Origin of the sequence: Streptomyces sp. NPDC037389, assembly GCF_040636475.1 — a bacterium.
GTDB classification, from domain to species: Bacteria; Actinomycetota; Actinomycetes; order Streptomycetales; family Streptomycetaceae; genus Streptomyces; species Streptomyces hesseae.
The window spans coordinates 490391-513717 of record NZ_JBEZUS010000001.1 but is presented as its reverse complement, the minus strand read 5'-3'; the positions used below and the strand labels follow the sequence as shown (position 1 = coordinate 513717).

The 23327-nt window shown below is 71.9% G+C and carries 18 protein-coding genes; 1 reads left to right on the top strand and 17 read right to left on the bottom strand.

The features are described 5' to 3' along the window. Positions 1 to 9 precede the first annotated feature (9 nt). The 4 genes from AB0E98_RS02440 to AB0E98_RS02425 form a co-directional block, all read right to left on the bottom strand. Positions 10 to 1602, bottom strand: coding sequence for a Na+/H+ antiporter (locus AB0E98_RS02440; RefSeq protein WP_361697688.1), 1593 nt, complete (start codon positions 1600 to 1602; stop codon positions 10 to 12). Positions 1603 to 1708: 106 nt separating this feature from the next. After that, positions 1709 to 2650, bottom strand: a complete 942-nt coding sequence (locus AB0E98_RS02435; protein WP_361697686.1) for an RluA family pseudouridine synthase — start codon at positions 2648 to 2650, stop codon at positions 1709 to 1711. A gap of 103 nt (positions 2651 to 2753) precedes the next feature. Then, positions 2754 to 3320, bottom strand: coding sequence for a signal peptidase II (gene lspA / locus AB0E98_RS02430; protein ID WP_361697684.1), 567 nt, complete (start codon positions 3318 to 3320; stop codon positions 2754 to 2756). 64 nt (positions 3321 to 3384) lie between these two features. Beyond that, positions 3385 to 4779, bottom strand: a complete 1395-nt coding sequence (locus tag AB0E98_RS02425) for a TraR/DksA C4-type zinc finger protein (RefSeq protein WP_361697682.1) — start codon at positions 4777 to 4779, stop codon at positions 3385 to 3387. Between the two features lie 495 nt (positions 4780 to 5274). Here AB0E98_RS02425 and ileS point away from each other — a divergent pair, with 495 nt between their 5' ends. Then, entirely contained in the window at positions 5275 to 8412 is a 3138-nt protein-coding gene (gene ileS / locus AB0E98_RS02420) for an isoleucine--tRNA ligase (RefSeq protein ID WP_361697680.1), read from the top strand. Positions 8413 to 8628: 216 nt separating this feature from the next. Here the strand turns inward: ileS and AB0E98_RS02415 are convergent, their stop codons facing one another. From AB0E98_RS02415 to AB0E98_RS02355, 13 genes are all read right to left on the bottom strand, one after another. Then, entirely contained in the window at positions 8629 to 9882 is a 1254-nt protein-coding gene (locus tag AB0E98_RS02415) for a DivIVA domain-containing protein (protein WP_361697678.1), read from the bottom strand. A 61-nt stretch (positions 9883 to 9943) separates the two neighbouring features. Continuing rightward, a complete protein-coding gene (locus AB0E98_RS02410; protein WP_086567466.1) occupies positions 9944 to 10228 on the bottom strand; it encodes a YggT family protein in 285 nt (94 codons plus the stop codon). Between the two features lie 72 nt (positions 10229 to 10300). Beyond that, complete coding sequence (gene sepF / locus AB0E98_RS02405) at positions 10301 to 10915, bottom strand: cell division protein SepF (RefSeq protein ID WP_126913729.1); 615 nt, start codon at positions 10913 to 10915, stop codon at positions 10301 to 10303. A gap of 121 nt (positions 10916 to 11036) precedes the next feature. Continuing rightward, the gene (locus tag AB0E98_RS02400; protein ID WP_361697675.1) at positions 11037 to 11762 is read right to left on the bottom strand and encodes a YggS family pyridoxal phosphate-dependent enzyme; all 726 of its coding nucleotides are present in this window, start codon (positions 11760 to 11762) and stop codon (positions 11037 to 11039) included. Continuing rightward, on the bottom strand, positions 11759 to 12514 hold the full coding sequence (gene pgeF / locus AB0E98_RS02395) for a peptidoglycan editing factor PgeF (protein WP_361697673.1): 756 nt from the start codon (positions 12512 to 12514) through the stop codon (positions 11759 to 11761). The genes AB0E98_RS02400 and pgeF overlap by 4 nt, the downstream gene beginning before the upstream one ends. A gap of 127 nt (positions 12515 to 12641) precedes the next feature. Then, on the bottom strand, positions 12642 to 13886 hold the full coding sequence (gene ftsZ, locus AB0E98_RS02390; RefSeq protein WP_361697671.1) for a cell division protein FtsZ: 1245 nt from the start codon (positions 13884 to 13886) through the stop codon (positions 12642 to 12644). Between the two features lie 240 nt (positions 13887 to 14126). After that, positions 14127 to 14843 carry an FtsQ-type POTRA domain-containing protein gene (locus AB0E98_RS02385; protein ID WP_361698141.1) on the bottom strand — a complete coding sequence of 239 codons (717 nt, stop codon included), beginning with the start codon at positions 14841 to 14843 and terminating at the stop codon, positions 14127 to 14129. Positions 14844 to 15052: 209 nt separating this feature from the next. Next, positions 15053 to 16147 carry an undecaprenyldiphospho-muramoylpentapeptide beta-N-acetylglucosaminyltransferase gene (gene murG / locus AB0E98_RS02380; protein WP_311614305.1) on the bottom strand — a complete coding sequence of 365 codons (1095 nt, stop codon included), beginning with the start codon at positions 16145 to 16147 and terminating at the stop codon, positions 15053 to 15055. Between the two features lie 6 nt (positions 16148 to 16153). Beyond that, positions 16154 to 17539: a putative lipid II flippase FtsW gene (ftsW, locus tag AB0E98_RS02375; protein ID WP_361697668.1), complete on the bottom strand. Its 1386-nt coding sequence runs from the start codon at positions 17537 to 17539 to the stop codon at positions 16154 to 16156. A gap of 111 nt (positions 17540 to 17650) precedes the next feature. After that, on the bottom strand, positions 17651 to 19078 hold the full coding sequence (gene murD / locus AB0E98_RS02370; RefSeq protein ID WP_361697666.1) for a UDP-N-acetylmuramoyl-L-alanine--D-glutamate ligase: 1428 nt from the start codon (positions 19076 to 19078) through the stop codon (positions 17651 to 17653). After that, positions 19075 to 20139 (bottom strand): phospho-N-acetylmuramoyl-pentapeptide-transferase, encoded by a 1065-nt coding sequence (gene mraY, locus AB0E98_RS02365; RefSeq protein ID WP_361697664.1) that lies wholly within the window; start codon positions 20137 to 20139, stop codon positions 19075 to 19077. The genes murD and mraY overlap by 4 nt, the downstream gene beginning before the upstream one ends. After that, complete coding sequence (murF, locus tag AB0E98_RS02360) at positions 20139 to 21560, bottom strand: UDP-N-acetylmuramoyl-tripeptide--D-alanyl-D-alanine ligase (protein WP_361697662.1); 1422 nt, start codon at positions 21558 to 21560, stop codon at positions 20139 to 20141. The genes mraY and murF overlap by 1 nt, the downstream gene beginning before the upstream one ends. A 65-nt stretch (positions 21561 to 21625) precedes the next feature. Beyond that, complete coding sequence (locus tag AB0E98_RS02355) at positions 21626 to 23320, bottom strand: UDP-N-acetylmuramoyl-L-alanyl-D-glutamate--2,6-diaminopimelate ligase (RefSeq protein WP_361697660.1); 1695 nt, start codon at positions 23318 to 23320, stop codon at positions 21626 to 21628. Positions 23321 to 23327 lie beyond the last annotated feature (7 nt).

Genomic DNA, 23327 nt, shown 5'->3' with positions numbered 1-23327 from the left:
GCCACCTGTTCACGCCCCGCGCAGGCTCCGCATGTCGAGCTGTCGCAGCACCCGGTCGACCACCTCCGGGTCCATCCACGGCTCGCTGCGCGCGTCGAGCACCGCGTGGCGGGCGGCCGAGAGCAGCTCGGCGTGGATGGTCTGGATGGTGCGCAGCCGCTGGACGCGCTGGGTGTGGGCCTCGCGCCGTTCCTCGTCGACCATCTCGGGGCTGATGCGGGCGCCGATGTCGTAGGCGCGCCGGTGGAGCATCTCCACCAGGTCCTCGGGGAGCTCCTCCTGTCGTTCGATCTCCAGCAGCCGGTGCTTGGCGGCCTTGGCGGCGCGGATGGCCAGCTGGCGCTCCAGCTCGTGGGTCCAGTCGGAGTCGGCGCGCACGCCGAGCAGCTTGACCAGCCGGGGCAGGGTGAGGCCCTGGACGACGAGGGTGGAGATGATGACGGCGAAGGCGATGAAGAGGATCTCGCCCCGGGCGGGGAAGGGCGACTTGTCGTCCGTGGTCAGCGGGATGGCCAGGGCGAGGGCCACGGAGGCCACGCCGCGCATCCCGGACCACCACATCACGAGGGTCTCCCGCCAGTTCGTCAGGATCTCCTCGTCGATGTCGCGGCCCTTGTGGAGCCTCCTGGCCAGCCAGGCGGCGGGCAGGAGCCAGGCCAGGCGTACGCCCACCACGACGGCGATGACGACGCCGCCGATGCCGAGCATCTCGCCCCAGCGGCCGTACGCGGTGCTGATGGCGTTGTGCAGTTCGAGGCCGACGAGGCCGAAGGCGACGCCGGTGACGAGGGTGTCGACGATCTCCCAGAAGGTGTGCCCGGCCAGCCGCCCCAGGACGTCGTCGGCGTCGCTCGCGAACTCGGCGAGGAACAGCGCGGTGGTCAGCACCGCGAGCACCCCGGAGCCCTTGAACTCCTCGGCGAGGACGTAGGAGACGAACGGCACCAGCAGGGTGAGCCCGATCTGGAGCGTGGGGTCGCCGAGGACGTCCATCAGCCGCTTGGCGATCCAGCCGAGCGCCAGGCCGACGCCCACGGCCACCACGGCGGAGAACACCAGCTCGCCGGCCGCCCTCGGCAGCGAGAAGCTGCCGCTGACGGCGGCCGCGATGGCCACGTGGTAGAGCACGATGGCGGTGACGTCGTTGAAGAGCCCCTCCCCCTCCAGGATGGAGACGAGGCGGCGGGGCAGCCCCAGGGAGCCCGCGACGGCGGTGGCGGCCACGGGGTCGGGCGGGGCGACGAGCGCGCCCAGCGCCACGGCTGCGGCCAGCGAAATCCCTGGCACGATCGCGTTGGCGACGGCGGCGACGGCGGCGGTGGTGACGAAGACCAGCGCGACCGCGAGCAGGAAGATCGGCCGCCGGTTGGCGGCGAACTGCCGCCAGGAGGTGCGCTGGGCGGAGGCGTAGAGCAGGGGCGGCAGGACCAGCGGGAGGATGAACTCCGGCGGGATGTCGATGTTCGGCACGAACGGCAGCAGTGCCAGGACGATCCCGCCGAGCGTCATCAGCACCGGCGGCGGCAGCCCGAGCCGGTCGCCCAGCGGCACGGTGACCAGCGCTCCCAGCAGCAGGACGAACAGCAGGGCGAGCTGGTCCACGGATGCCCTCCGGGCGGGTGGGTGCGGGTGTGACTGCCGGGGCCGTTCCCCCAGCCTGCCTCACCCGCTTCCGGCCCGCCCTCCGGACCGTTCTCCGTCCGGGCGGCTACGCGCTCTCGGCGCGCACCGTGTCCAGGGCGTACTGGAGATCGTCGGGGTAGTCGCTCTCGAACTCCACCCAGCGGCCGTCCGAGGGGTGCTCGAAGCCGAGGCGCACGGCGTGCAGCCACTGGCGGGTGAGCTTCAGCCGCTTGGCGATGGTGGGGTCGGCGCCGTAGGTCATGTCGCCGACGCAGGGGTGCCGGTGGGCGGACATGTGCACACGGATCTGGTGGGTGCGGCCCGTCTCCAGCTTGATGTCCAGCAGGCTGGCGGCCCGGAACGCCTCGATGAGGTCGTAGTGGGTCACCGACGGCTTGCCGTCGGCGATGACGGCCCACTTGTAGTCGTGGTTGGGGTGCCGGCCGATGGGGGCGTCGATGGTGCCGCTCATCGGGTCCGGGTGGCCCTGGACCAGCGAGTGGTAGCGCTTGTCGACCGTGCGCTCGCGGAACTGCTGCTTGAGCAGGGTGTAGGCGCGCTCGGACTTGGCGACCACCATCAGGCCCGAGGTGCCGACGTCCAGGCGGTGGACGATGCCCTGGCGCTCGGCGGCACCGGAGGTGGAGATGCGGTAGCCCGCGGCGGCGAGGCCGCCGATCACGGTGGGGCCGGTCCAGCCGGGGCTGGGGTGCGCGGCCACGCCCACCGGCTTGACGATCACGACGATGTCGTCGTCGTCATGGATGATCTCCATGCCCTCGACGGGCTCGGCGACGATCTGCACCGGCGCGGGCGCCGCGGGCATCTCGACCTCCAGCCAGGCGCCGCCGGTGACCCGGTCGGACTTCCCGGCCGCGGCCCCGTCGAGCTGGACCTTGCCCGCTGCCGCCAGCTCGGCCGCCTTGGTGCGGGAGAAGCCGAACATACGGGCGATCGCGGCGTCGACGCGCTCGCCCTCAAGGCCGTCGGGAACAGGCAGGGCGCGGATCTCGGGAATGGTGCTCACCCGTCGAGTATGACGGACGGGCGCGGCATCCCCGCCCCGGGCCTCGGCCGGGGACCCGGCCAGGGGTCCGGCCGGGGGTCCGGCCGGGGCCCTGCTCGGGGGCTCAGTCCTGGTGGACGGTGCCGTCCGGGTCCAGGCCCCGGAAGGAGAGGATCACGATCAGGAAGCCGCCGCAGACGATCGCGGAGTCGGCGAGGTTGAAGACGGCGAAGTGGGCGGGCGCGATGAAGTCCACCACGCCGCCCTGGAAGCCGCCGGGCGAGCGGAACAGCCGGTCGGTGAGATTGCCGAGGGCGCCGCCCAGCAGCAGGCCGAGCGCGATCGCCCACGGCATGCTGTGGAGCTTGCGGGCGATCCGGGCGATCGCCACGATCACGGCGGCGGCGATGACCGTGAAGACGACCGTCATCGCCTCGCCGATGCCGAAGGCCGCGCCCCGGTTGCGGATCACCTCGAACTGGAGCCAGGTGCCGAACACCTGGATGGGGTCGTGGTGCTCCAGCTGGGCGACCACGAGGAGCTTGCTGCCCAGATCGAGGAGGAACGCGAAGGCGGCCACGGCCAGCAGCGTCCCGATGCGCCGCGGGCCCTTGGGCGCGCTCTCTTCACCGGCCGTCGCCGTCGCCCCGGTGGGCTCGGTGGGCCGTCCGGCCTGTTCCGCCTCAGTCACGTGAGTCCCTGGATGTCGTCCCTGCTGGCTGAGGACGAGGGTACGGCACATGGTGCGGGGCCGGTCAGCGACGTTCCTGTCGCTGCTTGCACTCCATACAGAGCGTGGCGCGGGGAAATGCCTGCATACGGGCCTTGCCGATCGGTTTGCCGCAGTTCTCGCAGAGGCCGTACGTACCGGCGTCCAAGCGCTCCAGCGCCCGCTCGGTCTGCTCCAGCATCTCCCGGGCGTTGGCGGCGAGGGCCAGTTCGTGCTCCCGGGTGATGTTCTTGGTGCCGGTGTCCGCCTGGTCGTCGCCCGCGCCGTCGCCCGAGTCGCGCATCAGGCCGCTGATCGCGGCCTGGGAGGCCTCGATCTCGTTGCGCAGCCGCATCGTCTCGCTCATCAGCTCGGCGCGGGCCTCGGCCACCTCCGCCGCGGACCAGGGCTCCTCCCCCGGCCGTACGGCGAGCTCGCCGGGCGCGACCGCGGCCGTGCCCGTGCGGGCCCCCGGCACCTTCTTCGCGGCCTGCCCCATGGTCTTCTTCGCAGCCACCGTCCTGGCTCCCGTCTCCTCAGCGGACAGCTCATCGGCGGCCGCGCCCTGCCGGGCCCGGCCGCCCTTCTTCGCTGGTGCGGTGGCCTCGGCGGCTCCGCCCTTACGGGCCGCCGCGGCCGTGGCCACCGTGGCAGTCTTCCCCGCCGCGGCGCTTTCTCCCGTGCGGTTGGATTTTTTGGCCGGGGCGGGCCCCTTGGCCGTGGCGGCCGCCTTCTTGGCCAGGGGCCCCTTACCGCCTCGCGTGCTGCCCGAGGGGGCGGCCTTGGCCGTCTTGGCCGCGGCCTTGGTCGTTCCGGCTGCGGCCTCGGTCGTTCCGGCCGCCTTGGCCGCCGTACCGCCGGAGGATGCCGCGGCCTTGGACGCGGCCGACCCGGCTTTCGCGCCGGAGGCGCGCTTCTTGGCGGGGGCGGCCTTGGGGGCGGGGGTGCCCTCCGTGGCGGCGACGCGCTCGTTCGCGGGAACGGCCTTCGCGGCCTTCGCCGCCTTCTTGGCGGGCGCAGCCTTCGTGGCGGGGGCACCCTCCGTGGTGGCGACGCGCCCCGCCGCCTTCTCAACCGGGGCGGCCTTGGCCGCCTTCCCGCCGACGGCCTTCCCCTTCCCGGCCGAGGCCGCCTTCCCGCCGGGCACGGACGCCCTGGCCGCGGTCTCGGCCGAGGCCGTCTTCACGGTCTTCTGCGCGGCGGCCTTGCCCGCCGCGGCCTTGCCGGACCCGGCGGCCTTCGCGGCGGGAGCCGCCTTCGCCGTCTTCGTGGTCTTCTCCGCGGAAGCGGTCTTATCCGGCGCCGCAGCGCCCTTGGCCAGGGCCGTCTTCCCCGCCGGTTTCACGGCCGGAACGGCCTTCGCCGCCTTCGCCGCCTTCCCGGCCGCGGACGCGGCGTTCGCCTTCCCGCCGGCCGCGGCCGACTTCGCAGCCCGCTTCACGGCCGATGCCGCCTCCCCCGCAAGCGCAGGCGCAGCCGAACCCGCCGACTTCTCCGCCATGGCCGCGATCCCTTCACATTTTATGATCTTGGGCGCAAATCGTGCGGGAACGATAAATCGCCCGGGCCCCCTCGGCAACGGGGCTCGCCGGTCTCCCCCTCCGCACCCCGCCTCCGGCCCCTTGCCGGTCGGCCGCCCCGTCGTGCGCCCCGTACACTGGGCGCAGCGAGAGGCGTGGAAGGGACCAGTAGCGCCGCACGCAGCCATCAGCGATCCGGGGACGGTGCGAGCCCGGAGGTGTGCGCGGAGTGAGGATCAGCCCGGAGCCGCCGGAAGAACGTCCCGCCGAGGGGCCAGTAGAACCGGCTTCGCGACCCTAACGAGGGGGCTGGAGACGGAGAGCGTCTGCGGCCAAGGAGGGTGGTACCGCGGGAGCGCGCAGCGCGTCTCGTCCCTCCGACGGACAGTGCGATGACGTTCCGCCGGAGGAAGCCCATGACGCAGTACCGCCAGGTACCCGCACAGGTCGACCTGCCCGCCCTCGAGCACGCGGTGCTCGACTTCTGGCGCGAGCACAAGACCTTCACCCGCACCCTCGACCAGTCCGAGGGCCGCCCCGAGTGGGTGTTCTACGAGGGCCCGCCGACCGCCAACGGCATGCCCGGCGCCCACCACATCGAGGCCCGCGTCTTCAAGGACGTCTTCCCGCGCTTCCGCACGATGCAGGGCTACCACGTGGCGAGGAAGGCCGGCTGGGACTGCCACGGCCTGCCGGTCGAGCTCGCGGTGGAGAAGGAGCTCGGCTTCTCCGGCAAGCAGGACATCGAGGCGTACGGCATCGCCGAGTTCAACGCCAAGTGCCGCGAGTCCGTGACCCGCCACACCGACGCCTTCGCCGAGCTCACCACCCGCATGGGCTACTGGGTCGACCTCGACGACGCGTACCGGACCATGGACCCGGACTACGTCCAGTCCGTGTGGTGGTCACTGAAGGAGATCTTCAACAAGGACCTGCTGGTCCAGGACCACCGCGTCGCCCCCTGGTGCCCCCGCTGCGGCACCGGCCTCTCCGACCACGAACTGGCCCAGGGCTACGAGACGGTCGTCGACCCCTCCGTCTTCGTCCGCTTCCCCTTGACCTCCGGCCCGCTGGCCGGCCAGGCCGCCCTGCTGGTGTGGACGACCACCCCGTGGACGCTGGTCTCCAACACCGCCGCCGCCGCGCACCCCGACGTCACCTACGTCGTGGCCACGGACGGCACGGAGAAGCTGGTCGTCGCCGAGGCCCTCCTGGAGAAGGCCCTGGGCGAGGGCTGGACGGCCACCGGCCAGTCCTTCACCGGCCGTGAGATGGAGCGCTGGGCCTACCGTCGCCCGTTCGACCTGGTCGAGTTCCCCGAGGCCGCCCACTTCGTCGTCAACGCCGAGTACGTCACCACCGAGGACGGCACCGGTCTGGTCCACCAGGCCCCGGCCTTCGGTGAGGACGACCTCCACACCTGCCGCGCCTACGGCCTCCCGGTCGTCAACCCGGTCCGTCCGGACGGCACCTTCGAGGAGAGCCTCGGCCTCGTCGGGGGTCTGTTCTTCAAGAAGGCCGACGAGAAGCTCGTCGCCGACCTCGCCGAGCGCGGCCTGCTCTTCAGGCACGTCGCCTACGAGCACAGCTACCCGCACTGCTGGCGCTGCCACACCGCGCTCCTCTACTACGCGCAGCCGTCCTGGTACATCCGCACCACCGCGATCAAGGACCGGCTGCTCCAGGAGAACGAGAAGACCAACTGGTTCCCCGACTCGGTCAAGCAGGGTCGCTTCGGCGACTGGCTCAACAACAACATCGACTGGGCCCTGTCCCGCAACCGCTACTGGGGCACCCCGCTGCCCATCTGGCGCTGCGAGGACGACCACCTCACCTGCGTCGGCTCGCTGGCCGAGCTCTCCGAGCTGACCGGCACCGACCAGAGCGACCTGGACCCCCACCGCCCGTACATCGACGACGTCACCTTCACCTGCACGGCGGAGGGCTGCTCCCACACGGCCGTCCGGGTGCCGGAGGTCATCGACGCCTGGTACGACTCGGGCTCCATGCCCTTCGCCCAGTGGGGCTACCCGTACAAGAACAAGGAGCTCTTCGAGCAGCGCTACCCGGCGCAGTTCATCTCCGAGGCCATCGACCAGACGCGTGGCTGGTTCTACACGCTGATGGCGGTCGGCACGCTCGTCTTCGACAAGTCCTCGTACGAGAACGTCGTCTGCCTCGGCCACATCCTCGCCGAGGACGGCCGGAAGATGTCCAAGCACCTCGGCAACATCCTCCAGCCCATCCCCCTCATGGACCAGCACGGCGCCGACGCCGTCCGCTGGTTCATGGCCGCAGGCGGCTCCCCCTGGGCAGCGCGCCGCGTCGGCCACGGCACCATCCAGGAGGTCGTCCGGAAGACCCTCCTCACCTACTGGAACACCGTCGCCTTCCAGGCCCTCTACGCCCGCACGTCCGACTGGGCGCCCAGCGCGTCCGACCCGGCACCGGCCGACCGCCCGCTGATCGACCGCTGGCTGCTCGGCGAGCTCAACACCCTGGTGGAGCAGGTCACCCAGGCCCTGGAGGCCTACGACACCCAGCGCGCCGGCAAGCTGCTCTCGTCCTTCGTCGACGACCTCTCCAACTGGTACGTCCGCCGCTCCCGCCGCCGCTTCTGGCAGGGCGACGCCGCCGCACTGCGCACGCTCCACGACGTGGTCGAGACCGTCACGCGGCTGATGGCTCCCCTGACCCCGTTCATCACCGAGCGGGTCTGGCAGGACATGGTCGTCCCGGTCGACCCGCAGGCCCCGGAGTCGGTGCACCTCTCCTCCTGGCCGGTCGCGGACGCCGCCCTGATCGACCCGGCGCTCTCGCAGCAGATGCTGCTGGTCCGCCGCCTGGTCGAACTGGGCCGCGCCACCCGCGCCGAATCCGGCGTCAAAACGCGCCAGCCGCTGTCCCGCGCGCTGGTCGCGGCGGCCGGTTTCGAGACGCTGGGCGAGGAGCTGCGCGCCCAGATCGCCGAGGAGCTGAACGTCTCCTCGCTCGCCTCCCTGTCGGAGGTCGGCGGTTCTCTGGTCGACACCACGGCCAAGGCCAACTTCCGTGCCCTGGGCAAGCGTTTCGGCAAGGGCGTCCAGGCGGTGGCCAAGGCGGTCGCGGCGGCGGATGCGGCGGCGCTCTCGCTGGCACTGCGGGAGGGGACAGCCTCGGTGGAGGTCGACGGCGAGACGGTCGCACTCACTCCGGACGAGGTCATCATCACCGAGACCCCGCGCGAGGGCTGGTCCGTGGCCTCCGACTCCGGCGCCACCGTCGCCCTCGACCTGGAGATCACCCCGGAACTGCGGCGCGCGGGTCTGGCCCGCGACGCGATCCGGCTGATCCAGGAGGCGCGGAAGAACAGCGGCCTGGATGTCGCCGACCGCATCGTTCTTCGGTGGGTCTCCGCCGACGAGGAGGTCGTCACGGCTCTGGGCGAGCACGCGGGCCTTATCGCGGACGAGGTTCTTGCGACGGACTTCGCCTCCGGCTCCGCCGATGACTCGTTCGGTGAGCCCTTCAGCGACGAGGGGCTCGGACTGACGTTCCGCCTTCGTAAGGCGTAAGCAGACGGGTGAACAGACCCCCCGGCGCTACCGCGCCGGGGGGTTTCGCCCACCTGCCCACCCGTTTGCCCACCCACGTCATGACGTTTCTGGCTGAACGGGTGGCCGGGCGGGCGGGCGGGCGAAACCCCGCGCCGTAGGCGCACAAATGGGCCGGGCCCCTGGGTGATCCCAGGGGCCCGGCCCAATGTGTGCCGACGGCTAAGGCTGAGGCCGTCAGTTGTCGTCCTCATCGATGAGGAACCCGCGCATCGGCGAAGGCGCCTGCATCGGCTGCTGACCCTGCGGCCGCACCGGAGCCATCGGCTGCGTCATGGCCGGAGACATCTGCTGCTGACCGCCGTACGACGGGGCACCCGTCGACGGACCGCCGTGGCCGCCCATGGGCTGGTTGCCGCCCATGGAGTGACCGCCCATGCTCGCACCGGCCGAGGCCATCGACCCGCTCATCGAGGGGGCCGGCGGCAGCGACGCGGCGGCCGGGGTGCGCGGCGGGGCCAGCGAGTCGTCCGCCTGGTTCTCCAGCTGACGGAGCTGGCTCTCCAGGTAGGACTTCAGTCGCGTGCGGTACTCGCGCTCGAAGCCGCGCAGGTCCTCGACCTTGCGCTCCAGCGTGGCGCGGGCGGACTCCAGCGAGCCCATCGCGACACGGTGCTTCTCCTGGGCGTCCCGCTCCAGGGCGTCCGCCTTGGCACGGGCGTCCCGCTCCAGACCCTCGGCGCGGCTGCGGGCCTCGCCGACGATCTTGTTGGCCTCGGAACGGGCCTCCGCGATCGCCTGATCGGCCGTCTGCTGCGCGAGCGAGAGAACACGGGCCGCGCTGTCGCCACCCGGACCCTGGCCCGGCTGCGGCAGCTGCGGTGCACCCATGGGGGCGTTCTGCGCCATGGGGTTCTGACCCATGGGGTTCTGACCCATGGGGTTCTGACCCATCGGACCGTTCTGACCCATCGGACCGTTCTGGCCCATCGGTCCGTTCTGCCCCATGGGGTTCTGCCCCATCGGTCCGTTCTGTCCCATGGGTCCGCCCATCGGGCCACCCATCGGTCCATTCTGGCCCATCGGACCGTTCTGTCCCATCGGGCCGGGACCGTGCGGGCCCTGGGGACCGTGGCCGTGACCGCCCGGACCGGCCGGCAGCTGCGGGGCACCGCCCGGAAGCTGCGGCGGACCACCCATCTGCTGCTGGTTCGGCGGCACCGGCTGCGGGCCCGATATGGCGGCGGGCACCGGAGCGCCGGGTCGCTGATCCTGGGGCTCCGGCTTACGCATGTTCTGCTGCTGGTTCTGCGCGGCGGCACGCGTCGCGGCGGCCAGCTTGGCGCGCAGGTCCTCGTTCTCCCGGAGCAGGCGGGTCAGTTCCGCCTCCACCTCGTCGAGAAAGGCATCGACCTCGTCCTCGTCATAGCCTTCTCGGAGGCGGACGGTCGTGAACTGCTTGTTCCGCACGTCCTCGGGGCTCAGCGGCATCTCTTCTTCACCTCAACGTAGTCGTCGGCAATCGGCAAGACCGTATCGTTCACAGCCGCGTTCACAGCCGGCTCACGACGGTGATCAGGATGTAGACGATGATCATCAGTACGAAGAAGGACAGGTCGAGCGCTACGCCCCCGAGACGCAGCGGCGGGATGACCCGCCGCAGAAGCTTGAGTGGCGGATCGGTGACAGTGTAGGTGGCCTCCAGGAGGACCACCATCGCCTTACCGGGTTGCCACGAGCGGGCGAACTGGAAGACGTAATCCATCACCAGCCGGAAGATCAGAACGATCAGGAAGCAGTACAGCGCGATGTAGATCACCTGCTGTGCGATGCCCATCTCGCGCTTCCCTCTCCCCTTGCTCGTACCTCGGCCTGACTGGCCGTTGTCCGGATTGCCCGGTGTTGCGTCTCAGCTCTGGTTGAAGAACCCACCCTCTGCGATGCGGGCCTTGTCCTCCGCCGTGACATCGACGTTAGCAGGCGACAGCAGGAACACCTTCTGTGTCACCCGCTCGATGCTGCCGTGGAGTCCGAAGACCAGACCGGCCGCGAAGTCGACAAGTCGCTTCGCGTCGGTGTCGTCCATCTCGGTGAGATTCATGATCACCGGAGTGCCCTCGCGGAAGTGTTCCCCGATGGTACGGGCCTCGTTGTAGGTCCGGGGGTGCAATGTCGTGATGCGGTAGGGCTCCCGCTCGGACACAACCTTGGGCATGATCACCGGTGCGTTCTTCTCCAGAGAGTGGCGTTCGGGTGTGATGGACGACACGGGGGCGATTCGGGCGGGTCGTCCCGGTTCCGCTACGAGCGGAGCGGGTTCGCGCTGCGCGGGCGGCTGGGCGACTCGAACCGGTTCGTCCGATTGCGTCTGTTGTGCCGTGTGCGCCTGGTGTTGCTGCTGCCGGCGCCGGTCCGGCTCCGGCTCGGGTTCGAACTCGTCATCGGGGTCGAACCCCGGGCCGTCGTACCCATCGTCCTCCACGAGGCCGAGGTAGACCGCCATCTTGCGCATCGCGCCGGCCATTCTCCGCATCCTCCGCTCTGTGGTGGATCGGCTCCGTCAACGGCGCCCGGATCCACGCGGTCCGCCCGCCTTTTGACGGGAATGACCATATTTTCTGCTGTGGTCCGACTTCCTGGCGACGTTACCCGAGCCGGGGTCGGACTCCGAGTACCGCCGAGCCGACACGTACATGTGTCGCACCGGCCGCCACGGCGTCCTCGAGATCCGCGCTCATCCCTGCTGACACCATGTTCGCAGTCGGATGAGCCGCGCGCAGGTCCGTTGCGATTTCCATCAGCCGGTCAAAAGCGGCTCTCGGCCTGCCCGCGAAGGGGCCGCTGAGCGGAGCGACCGTCATCAGTCCCGCCGGTCGCAGCCCTTCCGCCCCGGCGATCGCGTCGGCCAGGGCCGCCACGCCGTCGGGCGCGACACCTCCCCGCACCCCGCGCTCCCCGGACTCCGCGTCGAGCGCCACCTGGATCAGGCAGTCGAGCCCGGTCTCCCGCCCGGCCCGGACGGCCGACTGGGACAGGGCCGTGACCAGTCGGTCCCGGTCAACGGAGTGCACCAGACCGGCGTAATCCACCACCGACCGGACCTTGTTTGTCTGCAACTGTCCGACGAAGTGCCAGGTAAGGGGCAGATCCGAGCACTCCGCCGCCTTGGGGGCGGCGTCCTGGTCGCGGTTCTCGCCGACGTGACGGACCCCCAGCTCCGCGAGGAGACGGACGTCGCTCGCGGGGTAGGTCTTGGTGATCACGATCAGGGTCACCTCCTCCCGCGGTCTGCCGGCCGAGGCGCAGGCGGTGGAGATACGTTCCTCCACCCGAGCGAGGTTGTCGGCCAACAGGGTCTTGCGGTCCGTCATGACTGCTCCTCCAGCCACACATAGGAGGCCAGTCGTCCCGTGGTCCGCTCGCGCCGGTAGGAGAAGTGGTCGGCGGACTCCATCGTGCAGACGTCCGATCTGCCGACGCCCGTGACGCCCATCCGGCCGAGCTGGGCCGCGACCCCGTTCGCCACGTCCACCGCCGGGGTGCCCCGCCGGGTGGTGGCCCAGGATTCGGGCGCCGCCTCGGCGACCTCGGCGCGCATCGCCTCGGGCACCTCGTAGCAGCCGCCGCAGACCGAGGGGCCGATGTGGCCGACGATCCGGTCCGGCTCGGCGCCGAGCCGGAGCATCTCCGTGACCACCGCCGGGACCACCCCGGCGACCAGTCCCGGCCGCCCGGCGTGGGCGGCGCCCGTGATCCCGGCGACCGGATCGGCCAGCAGCACCGGGACGCAGTCGGCGGTGAGGACCGCGAGGGCCAGACCCCGACGGGTGGTCACCACCGCGTCCACCGCGGGGATCTCGTCCGCCGGTCCCCCGTTCGCCGGTCGCCCGTTCGCCGCCCAGGGCCCGTCCACCACGGCGACGTCGTTGCCGTGCACCTGGTTCATCCAGACGACGGCGGCCGGGTCGAGGCCGAGGGCCTCGGCGGCCCGCCGGCGGTTGGTCCGCACGGCGGCCGGGTCGTCGCCGACCGCTCCGCCGAGGTTGAGCTCCGCATACGGAGCGGCGCTCACCCCGCCCCACCTGTCGGTGAAGGCGAAGTGCGCGCCGCTCGCGTGTGCCACGTGTTCTACGGGGGGCACTGTGTGCTGCTGCCCTATCACTCGGTGCCGTTCAGTGGTTCTTCGGTGTCACTTCGGGCTGGGTCGGCTTCAGGCCCGGTCGCCGGTCGACCGGTTCACTTCGGACTGCTCACTTGAGGAAGTCGGGAACGTCCAGTTCCTCGGCCGTCGAGTCCTGGTACGGACGGGCCGGCGGCACCTGCGGGGAGCTGACCGGCGGCGGGGGGACCTCGGCGACCGGCGACGGCTCGACCGCGGGCTCCTCGGTGCGCGGGGTCACGCTGCCGAGACCGCCGAAGGACGGGCGGGACGGCTCGGACTGTGCCGGGGCCGACCGGCCGGGGGCGCCGACCTGGCTCTCCTCGCGGCCGGAGCCGTAGGAGGAGGAGCCGCCGAGCACCTTGTCACGGCTGCCCTTGGCCGGCGGCTGACCGCCGTCGAAGCCGGCCGCGATGACCGTGACGCGGACCTCGTCGCCCAGGGCGTCGTCGATGACGGCACCGAAGATGATGTTGGCCTCGGGGTGGGCGGCCTCGCTGACCAGCTGGGCGGCCTCGTTGATCTCGAAGAGACCGAGGTCGGAACCGCCGGAGATGGAGAGCAGCACACCACGGGCGCCGTCGATGGACGCCTCCAGCAGCGGCGAGGAGATGGCCATCTCGGCGGCGGCCACGGCGCGGTCGTCGCCGCGGGCCGAGCCGATGCCCATGAGGGCCGAGCCCGCCTCGGACATCACGGACTTGACGTCGGCGAAGTCCAGGTTGATCAGGCCCGGGGTGGTGATGAGGTCGGTGATGCCCTGGACACCGGAGAGCAGGACCTGGTCGGCCGACTTGAACGCGTCGAGCACGCTCACCTGGCGGTCCGAGATGGACAGCAGTCGGTCGTTGGGGATGACGATGAGGGTGTCGACCTCGTCGCGGAGGCTGGCGATGCCGTCCTCGGCCTGGTTCGCCCGGCGCCGGCCCTCGAAGGTGAAGGGGCGGGTGACCACACCGATCGTCAGGGCGCCCAGCGAGCGGGCGATGTTGGCCACGACGGGCGCGCCGCCGGTGCCGGTGCCACCGCCCTCGCCGGCGGTGACGAAGACCATGTCGGCCCCCTTGAGGACCTCCTCGATCTCCTCGCGGTGGTCCTCGGCCGCCTTGCGGCCGACATCGGGGTTCGCGCCGGCGCCGAGGCCGCGCGTGAGCTCCCGGCCGACGTCGAGCTTGACGTCGGCGTCGCTCATCAGCAGGGCCTGTGCATCGGTGTTGATCGCGATGAACTCGACGCCCTTGAGACCGACCTCGATCATCCGGTTGATGGCGTTCACGCCACCGCCGCCGATACCGACGACCTTGATGACTGCGAGGTAGTTCTGCGGTGCTGCCACGTCGAAGGCCTCTCGCCTCGAGTTACGTATGCCTGGGGGCGGTTCTCAATGCCGACCCGAACCCTAACGTTGAAGTTTAGGGTTACCGGTGTCACTGTTCCCTGGGTTCTCTGAAGCAGGACACTAAGTCGACAAGCGGCGGCGCTTCAACGAACACGCCGAACCTCCCGTTTTTCTTTTCACCCTATGTGATCACCCATAGCCGTAGCCAACCAGGGTGCTGGCCAGCCGGGAACGACGTCAACTCCCGGACACCGCGGGCGCCGCCGGGGCGCTCACATCGAAGTGTTTCGCGCCCCCCGCGGCCTTGAGGAGCGCGACGAGCGTACGGGCCTTCGCCTCGCCCCGCTCACCACTGCCCCAGGCGATCGTCCGATCATCCGTCAGCTCCACGGTGATGGAGTCGTAGGAGCGCACCCGGATGACCCTGGTGTCCCGGCGCACCTCGGCGGGCAGGTCGGCGGCGACGCGGGCGGCCTCGCGCTCCAGCCGCTCCACGCCGAACCGGCGGCCGGCGGCCGAGCCGGAGCTCTCCACCACGAGCCGGGGCACCCCGGGCACGGCTTGATCGACTGTGGCGAAGCGCACTCCGCTGCCGTCGATTTCAATAAACTTCCCGCTCTTTTCGAGCAGGACCTTGGGGCGTCGTTCGGTCACTTTCAGACCGATCGCGTGCGGCCAGGAACGTACGACGTCCACCGACTCGACCCGCTTCAGCCGGGTCAGCAGCCGTTCCTCGATGGCGTCGGTGTCCACGGCCGCCAGGGGGTCGCCCAGCGGCACCCGGGCCGCCTCGCGCACCTGTGCGGCCGTCAGCACCGTGGTGCCGCTGACCTCCACGCGGGTGACGCGCAGCCAGCCGGAGCCGTAGAGCACCCAGATGGCGGCGGCACCGGACAGCAGGCTGACGACCGCCCAGACGAGCGGTCCGCGCGCGCCGGAGCGGAGGCGGGGCAGGGGGCCGCCCGGGCCGCTCCGGCGGGGCGCGCGGCCCCGCCGGGGCGTGCCGGAGGACGGTGACCGGGACGGCTTGGGCCGCCTGGGCGATCCGGAGGACCCGGAAGACCTCGCGGCCCCGGAGGACTTGGACTTGCCGTTCTTAGCGGCCCCACGCCGGGCGGTCGTCGGTCCGGCCACGTTCCCCAGCCTCCTGCTCCTACGGGCCGTCAGCCCGCTCTGCGTGCGGCGATCGCCTCGTACACCATGCCGACCAGCAGCTCGTCGGCGTCGCGGCGGCCGAACTCGGCGGCGGCCCGGGACATGTCGTACAACCGGTGCGGATCGGACAGCACCGGAAGCACGTTGGACGTCACCCACTCGGGGGTGAGCTCGGCGTCGTCGACCAGCAGGCCGCCGCCCGCCTTGACCAGCGGCTGGGCGTTGAGCCGCTGCTCGCCGTTGCCGATGGGCAGCGGGACGTAGGCCGCCGGGAGGCCGACGGCGGACAGCTCGGCGACGGTCATCGCGCCCGCGCGGCAGAGCATCATGTCGGCCGCGGCGTACGCGAGGTCCATCCGGTCTACATACGATACCGGGATATAGGGCGGCATTCCGGGCATGTTGTCGACGCGCGGCAGTTCGTTCTTCGGACCCACCGCGTGGAGCACCTGGATGCCCGCGCGCTGGAGGAACGGGACGACGTTCTGGACGACCTCGTTCAGCCTGCGGGCGCCCTGCGAGCCGCCGGAGACCAGCAGCGTGGGCAGGTTGGGGTCGAGCCCGAAGGCGGCCCGGGCCTGGGGGCGCATGGCGGCCCGGTCCAGGGTCGCGATGGTGCGGCGCAGCGGGATGCCGACGTAGCGGGCGTTGCGCAGCTTGCTGTCGGGGGTGCTCACGGCGACCCCGGCGGCGTAGCGCGAGCCGATCTTGTTGGCCAGGCCGGGGCGGGCGTTGGCCTCGTGGACGATGATCGGCACGCCGAGCCGCTTGGCGGCCAGGTAGCCGGGCAGCGCCACGTAGCCGCCGAAGCCGACCACACAGTCCGCCTTGGTGCGCTCCAGGATCTGCTCGGCGGCCTTGATGGTGCCGCGCAGCCGCCCGGGGACGGTGATCAGCTCCGGGGTGGGCTTGCGGGGCAGCGGTACGGCGGGGATCAGCCCCAGCTCATAGCCCCGCTCGGGCACCAGCCGGGTCTCCAGTCCGCGCTCCGTGCCGAGCGCCGTGATCCCCACGGTCGGGTCCTGCCTGCGCAGGGCGTCCGCGAGGGCGAGCGCGGGCTCGATGTGTCCGGCGGTTCCTCCGCCGGCGAGTACGACATGCACCGAAATTCACCGCTCTCCGGACGGTCGCTTCTTGACGCGCCGTCTCATCGTCTTCCATCTCACCCCAGGCTGCCGCATGGCCAGCGCCGCCCGCGCACCGGGTTCGTCGCGCGCGAAGGCGATGAGCAGTCCGATGGCGAACATGGTCGGCAGCAGGGCCGACCCTCCGTAGGAGAACAGCGGGAGCGGGACACCGGCGATCGGCAGCAAGCCGAGCACCGCACCGATGTTGACCACGGCCTGGGCCGTGATCCAGGTGGTCACGCCTCCCGCGGCGTACCTCACGAAGGGGTCCTCCGTGCGTCCGGCCACGCGGATACCCGCATAGCCTAGAGCCGCGAACAGGGCGAGTACCGACAGCGTCCCCGCGAGACCCAGCTCCTCGCCGGTGATGGCGAAGATGAAGTCCGTGTGCGGCTCGGGTAGTTCACCCCATTTTTCCACACTCGCCCCGAGTCCGGCACCGAACCAGCCACCGTTGGCCAGCGCGTAGATGCCGTGGACGGCCTGCCAGCACTGGTCGTGGTCGCCCGGGTCCGTGGCCCCGATGCACTCCAGCCGGGACATCCGGTTCGCGCTGGTCTTGATGAAGAGTACGGCGAGGGCGGCGGTGACACCGAACACCCCGGAGAAGAGGCGGGTGGGGGCGCCCGCCACCCACAGCAGGCCGAGGAGCACCGCGGTGAGGACGACGGTGGTGCCCATGTCGCCGCCGAGCATGATCAGGCCCAGCAGCAGGAAGGTGACCGGCACCAGCGGCACCAGCAGGTGCTTCCACTGGGTGAGGAGCTTCTTGGAGTGCTTGCGGGCCAGCAGGTCGGCGCCCCACAGCACGAGCGCGAGCTTGGCGAACTCGCTGGGCTGCATCTGGAAGGGCCCGCCGAGCGAGATCCAGTTGGTGTTGCCGTTGATGGTCTCGCCGATGCCGGGCACCTGGACCAGGCAGAGCAGGAAGACCGAGACGGCCAGCAGCGGGTAGGCCAGGGCGCGCAGCAGCCGGACCGGTGTGCGGGCGGCGGCGAGCAGCAGGACGGTGCCGATGGCGGCGGCCAGCAGCTGTTTGCGGAAGAAGTAGCTGGGGGCCAGGCCGTTCTGGAGGGCCTTGATCTGGGAGGCGGAGTAGACCATCACCAGGCCGAGCACAGTGATCAGCAGGGAGCCGCCGAGCACCAGGTAGTACGCGGTCAGCGGCCGGTCCCAGGCGCGCCTGGCGCGGGCGTGGAGGCCCCGCAGGCCGCCGCCCCGGCCGCCGGGGGGCCGCCGGGGCGCGGGGGCGCGCCCGGCCCCGCCACGGGCCGCCGGGCGGGGCGCCCGTACGGACCGGGAGCCCGCCGCGGGCCCGCGCAGGGCCGTCCACACTCCGGCCGGCGTCAGCATGTCGTCCGCGTGCATCCGGGTCGCCCCTCCGCTGTCTCCCGCGCCGTCCGGCCGCGTCGCCGGGGCCGGATCGCCGCGTTTGTCATTTGCTGGCGGGCGCGGCGCCCGGCCGCGGGGACCGGCGGGCTACGCGTCCTTGCCGCGGCCGGCCGCCAGGGCCCGCACCGCCTCGGCGAAGGCCTCGCCGCGCTCGTTGTAGTTGGTGAACATGTCCATCGACGCACAGGCCGGGGCCATGAGGACGGTGTCCCCCGGGCCGGCGAGCCGCGCCGCCTCACGGACCGCCTCGGCCATCGCCCCAGTGTCGGTCCGGTCGAGGTCCACCACCGGCACATCCGGGGCGTGTCGCGTCAGGGCTTCCCTGATCAGCGCCCGGTCGGCCCCGATCAGGACGACTCCGCGCAGCCGCTTCGCGGCGGAGGCGGCCAGGTCGTCGAAGGTGGCGCCCTTGGCGAGGCCGCCGGCGATCCACACGATCGACCCGTACGCCGCGAGCGACGCCTGGGCGGCGTGGGTGTTGGTGGCCTTGGAGTCGTCCACGTAGGCGACGCCGTCGACGTCGGCGACGTGGGCGATGCGGTGGGCGTCGGGCCGGAAGGCGCGCAGGCCGTCCCGGACGGCCGCGGCCTCCACGCCGAAGGCGCGGGCCAGGGCGGCGGCGGCCAGGGCGTTGGCGATGTTGTGCGGTGCCGGCGGGTGGACGTCGGAGACCTCGGCCAGCTCCTGGGCCTGCTGGTGGCGGTTCTCCACGAAGGCGCGGTCGACGAGCAGGCCGTCGACGACGCCGAGCATGGAGGGGCCGGGGGCGCCGAGGGTGAAGCCGATGGCCCGGCAGCCCTCCTCGACGTCGGCCTGCTCCACCAGGCGCTCGGTGCGCGGGTCCTCGACGTTGTAGACGCAGGCGATCGTGTTGCCCTCGTAGATCCGGCCCTTGTCGGCGGCGTAGGCGCGCATGGAGCCGTGCCAGTCGAGGTGGTCGGGGGCGAGGTTGAGCACGGCCGCGGAGTGGGCGCGCAGCGAGGGCGCCCAGTGCAGCTGGTAGCTGGAGAGCTCGACGGCGAGCACGTCGTGGGGCTCGTCGCCGAGCACCACGTCGATGATCGGGGTGCCGATGTTGCCCACGGCGGCCGTGCGCAGCCCGGCGGCCTTCAGGATGGAGGCGAGCATCTGCACGGTGGTGGTCTTGCCGTTGGTGCCGGTGATCGCCAGCCAGGGCGCGGCGTCCGGGCCGCGCAGCCGCCAGGCGATCTCGACGTCGCCGACCACGTTCACGCCCGCCTCGGCGGCGGCCGCGAAGAGCGGGCTGCCGGGCTTCCAGCCGGGCGAGGTGACGACGAGGTCGGTGCCCTCGGGCAGGGTGTCGGCGTCGGCGAGGCGGACGGTGATCCCGGCGGCCTCCAGGGCGGCCGCGCGCTCGCGCAGGGCCTCGCCGTCGCCGCCGTCGACGACGGTGACGGTCGCGCCGAGGCCGGCCAGGGCGCGGGCGGCGCTGACGCCGCTCACGCCGAGGCCGGCGACGGTGATGTGCTTGCCGCTGAACTCCGCGGTGCTCACTTGATGGCCAACCATCCGGCGTAGAAGATTCCGAGTCCGACGGCCACGCACAGCCCCTGGATGATCCAGAAGCGGACCACCACAAGGACTTCGCTCCACCCCTTGAGCTCGAAGTGGTGCTGGAGCGGGGCCATGCGGAAGACGCGCTTCCCGGTCATCCGGAACGAGCCGACCTGGATCACCACGGACATGGTGATGAGGACGAACAGGCCGCCGAGGAGGGCGAGCAGCAGCTCGGTGCGGGAGCAGATCGCCAGACCGGCGAGGGCGCCGCCGAGGGCGAGCGAGCCGGTGTCACCCATGAAGATCTTGGCGGGCGAGGTGTTCCACCACAGGAAGCCGAAGCAGGAGCCCATCAGGGCCGAGGCGACCACGGCGAGGTCGAGCGGGTCGCGCACCTCGTAACAGGCGGCGCCGGCGGTGAGCGAGTTGCCGCACCACTGGCCGTGCTGCCAGGTGCCGATGAAGACGTACGCGCCGAAGACCATCACGGAGGCGCCGGTGGCCAGGCCGTCGAGGCCGTCGGTGAGGTTCACGCCGTTCGACATCGCGAGGATCATGAACAGTGCCCAGATCACAAAGATCACGGGGCCGACGGACCAGCCGAAGTCCTGGGTGAAGGACAGCCGCATGGAGGCCGGGGTCTGGCCCCGGGTGTCGGCGAACTGGAGCGCGAGGACGGCGAAGGCGATGCCGACGATCAGCTGGCCGGCCATCTTCGCCTTGGCGCGCAGACCGAGGCTGCGCTGCTTGACGATCTTGATGTAGTCGTCGAGGAAGCCGACCAGGCCCATGCCGGCGGTCAGGAAGAGCACCAGCAGGCCCGAGGTCGTGGGCGAGTGGCTGGTGATCACCTTCGTCAGGGCGTAAGCGATCAGCGTGGCCAGGATGAAGGCGATGCCACCCATGGTGGGCGTGCCCTTCTTCCCGGCGTGGCCGCGGGGGCCGTCGTCGCGGATGAACTGGCCATAGCCCTTGCGGGCGAGGAACTTGATCAGCAGCGGGGTGCCGATGAGGGTCAGGATCAGACCGATGACACCCGCGAAGAGGATCTGGTTCATCAGCCGGCGACCTCGCCGTCGACCGCGAGCAGCGCCTCGGCCACCCGCTCCAGCCCCGCCGACCGGGACGCCTTCAACAGCACGACGTCTCCCGGGCGCAGCTCACTGCGCAACAGGTCGACGGCCGCCTGCGCGTCGGACACGTGCACCGACTCCTCACCCCACGAACCCTCGTTATAGGCGCCCATCTGCAACCAGGCCGCTTCCCTGCCCCCGACTGCCACGAGCTTGCCGACATTGAGCCGGACGACCAGCCGTCCGACCGCGTCGTGCTCGGCGAGTGACTCCTCGCCCAGCTCGGCCATCTGACCGAGTACCGCCCACGTCCGTCCACCCCTGGCCCGGGCGGCTTCGCCCATCGCGGCCAGCGCGCGCAGCGCCGCTCGCATGGATTCGGGGTTCGCGTTGTAGGCGTCGTTGACGATCGTCACGCCGTCCGCGCGCTCGGTGACCTCCATGCGCCAGCGGGAGAGCTGGCCCGCCCCGGAGAGCGCGGCGGCGATCTCCGCTACGGGCATGCCCAGCTCATGGGCGACGGCGGCCGCGGCGAGCGCGTTCGACACGTGGTGCTCACCGTACAGCCGCATGGTCACGTCGGCGCACCCGGTGGGTGTGTGAAGCGTGAAGGAGGGCCGGCCGAAGTCGTCGAGCCGGACCTGCTCCGCCCGGACGTCCGCGTCCGGGGCCTCGCCGAAGAGGAGCGTGCGGGCCTTGGTGCGGGCGCTCATGGCGCGGACCAGGGGGTCGTCGGCGTTGAGCACGGCGACGCCGCCCTGGTCGGCGGCGGGCAGCACCTCTACCAGCTCGCCCTTGGCCTCGGCGATCGCCTCGCGGCCGCCGAACTCGCCGATGTGGGCGGTACCGACGTTGAGGACGAGACCGACGCGGGGCGGGGTGAGCCCGGCGAGGTAACGGATGTGGCCGATGCCCCGGGCGCCCATCTCCAGCACGAGGTGGCGGGTGTCGTCGGTCGCCATCAGGGCCGTGACCGGCAGGCCGATCTCGTTGTTGAAGTTGCCGGGCGTCCACACGGTGGGGCCGAGGCGCTCCAGCAGCTGGGCGATCAGGTCCTTGGTGCTGGTCTTGCCGGCCGAGCCGGTGAGGGCGACGACGGTGGCGCCAAGCCGCTCCACCACGGCGCGGGCGAGGGCGCCCAGTGCCTCGACGACGTCGGGGACGACGATCGCGGGTACGCCGACGGGCCGAGCGGCCAGTACGGCCGCCGCGCCCGAGGCGATGGCGCGCTCGGCGTAGTCGTGGCCGTCGACGCGGTCGCCGGGCAGCGCGGCGAAGAGGGTGCCGGGCCGTACCTCACGGGAGTCGATCACGACCGGGCCGGTGGCGATGAGCCCCGGGTCCGGTATGTCGTGCTGCTGTCCGCCGACGATCGCGGCGATCTCGGCGAGGGTCAGTGCGATCACCGGAGGTCACCTCCTGCCGTTCGGGGGAGCTGCCGGGGGGAGGGTTGTGCGCGCATGGCGGTTGGTCATCCCTGGTCGTTCCGGTGCGTGATGGCCGCCTGCCGGTGCTCGATGGCCTCGCGCAGCACCTGGCGGTCGTCGAAGGGGCGTACCACTCCGGCGATGTCCTGGCCCTGTTCGTGGCCCTTGCCGAGGACCAGGACGGTGTCGCCGGGTTCGGCGCGGGCGACGGCGGCGGCGATGGCGGCGGCACGGTCCTCCATCAGGAGGACGGTGCCGCGCTCGGCGGCGGGCACCTCGGCGGCGCCCGCGAGCATGGTGGCGAGGATCGCGAGGGGGTCCTCGGATCGGGGGTTGTCGGAGGTCAGCACGGCCGTGTCGGCGAGGCGGGCCAGCGCGCGGCCCATGGGGGCGCGCTTGGTGGTGTCGCGGTCGCCGCCGCAGCCGAGCACGGCGTGGACGCGGCCGCTGCCGACCGCGCGCAGCGCGCGGAGAACCGATTCGACGGCGTCCGTCTTGTGGGCGTAGTCGACGACGGCCAGGTAGGGCTGGCCCGCGTCCACGCGCTCCAGCCGGCCGGGGACGCCGGGGACGGCCGCGACGCTGTCGGCGGCCGCCTGCGGCTCCGCGCCCGCGGCGACGAGCGCGACGATCGCGGCGAGGGCGTTGGCGACGTTGAACGGGCCGGCGAGCGGCGCCCTGGCGGTCGCGGAGACGCCCTCGGGGCCGAGCACGGTGAAGGTGGAGTCGAACGGGCCGATCTCGACGTCGGCGGCGCGCCAGTCGGCGTCCTCGCGGCCCTCGGCGGAGAAGGTGATCACCGGGACCTCGGACTCGCCCGCGGCGAGGCGGCGGCCGTACTCGTCGTCGGCGTTGACCACGCCGAGACGGCTGCGCTCCTTGGTGAACAGCTCCGCCTTGGCGGCGAAGTAGTCCTCCATGCCCGAGTGGAACTCCATGTGCTCGGGGCTGAGGTTGTTGAAGACGGCGACGTCGAAGACGCAGCCGTCGACGCGGCCGAGCCGCAGGGCGTGGCTGGAGACCTCCATGGCGACCGAGCGGACGCCGCGCTCGCGCATCACCGCGAACAGCGCCTGGAGGTCGGTGGCCTCGGGGGTGGTGCGCTCCGACTTGATCCGCTCGTCGCCGACGCGGGACTCCACGGTGCCGATCAGGCCGGTGGGACCGCCCATGGCGCGCAGGCCGCCCTCGATCAGGTAGGCGGTGGTGGTCTTGCCGGAGGTGCCGGTGATGCCGACGGTCAGCAGCTCACGGGCGGGCTCGCCGTAGATCGTGGCGGCCAGGGCGCCCATGCGCTCGCGCGGCGCGGCCACGGTCAGCACGGGCAGGCCGGTGGCGGCGGCGCGCTCGGCGCCCGCCGGGTCGCTCAGCACGGCGGCGGCGCCGAGGCCCGCGGCCTGCGCGGCGAAGTCCGCGCCGTGGAAGCGGGCGCCGGGCAGGGCGGCGTAGACGTCGCCCGGGCGGACGGCGCGCGAGTCATGGGTGATCCCGGTGACCGCGACGGCCTCCGCGCCCTCGGGAGCGGTGATGCCCAGCTGAGCGGCCAGCTCCGTGAGGGGCACAGGGCTGACCCGGGTGGGGCGGGGCGCTCCCGGGGACACGGCGGGCGTGTCCTGGGAGGTGGTGTGGGACTGATCAGCGTGGGGCACGGCGGTGAGCGTACCGGGCGCACCCGCCTCGTCGCGAAGCGAGGGGCGTCGCCGGCCGCGGTTCCCCGGGTCGGGAGTGATCGTCGTCACGGTCGGC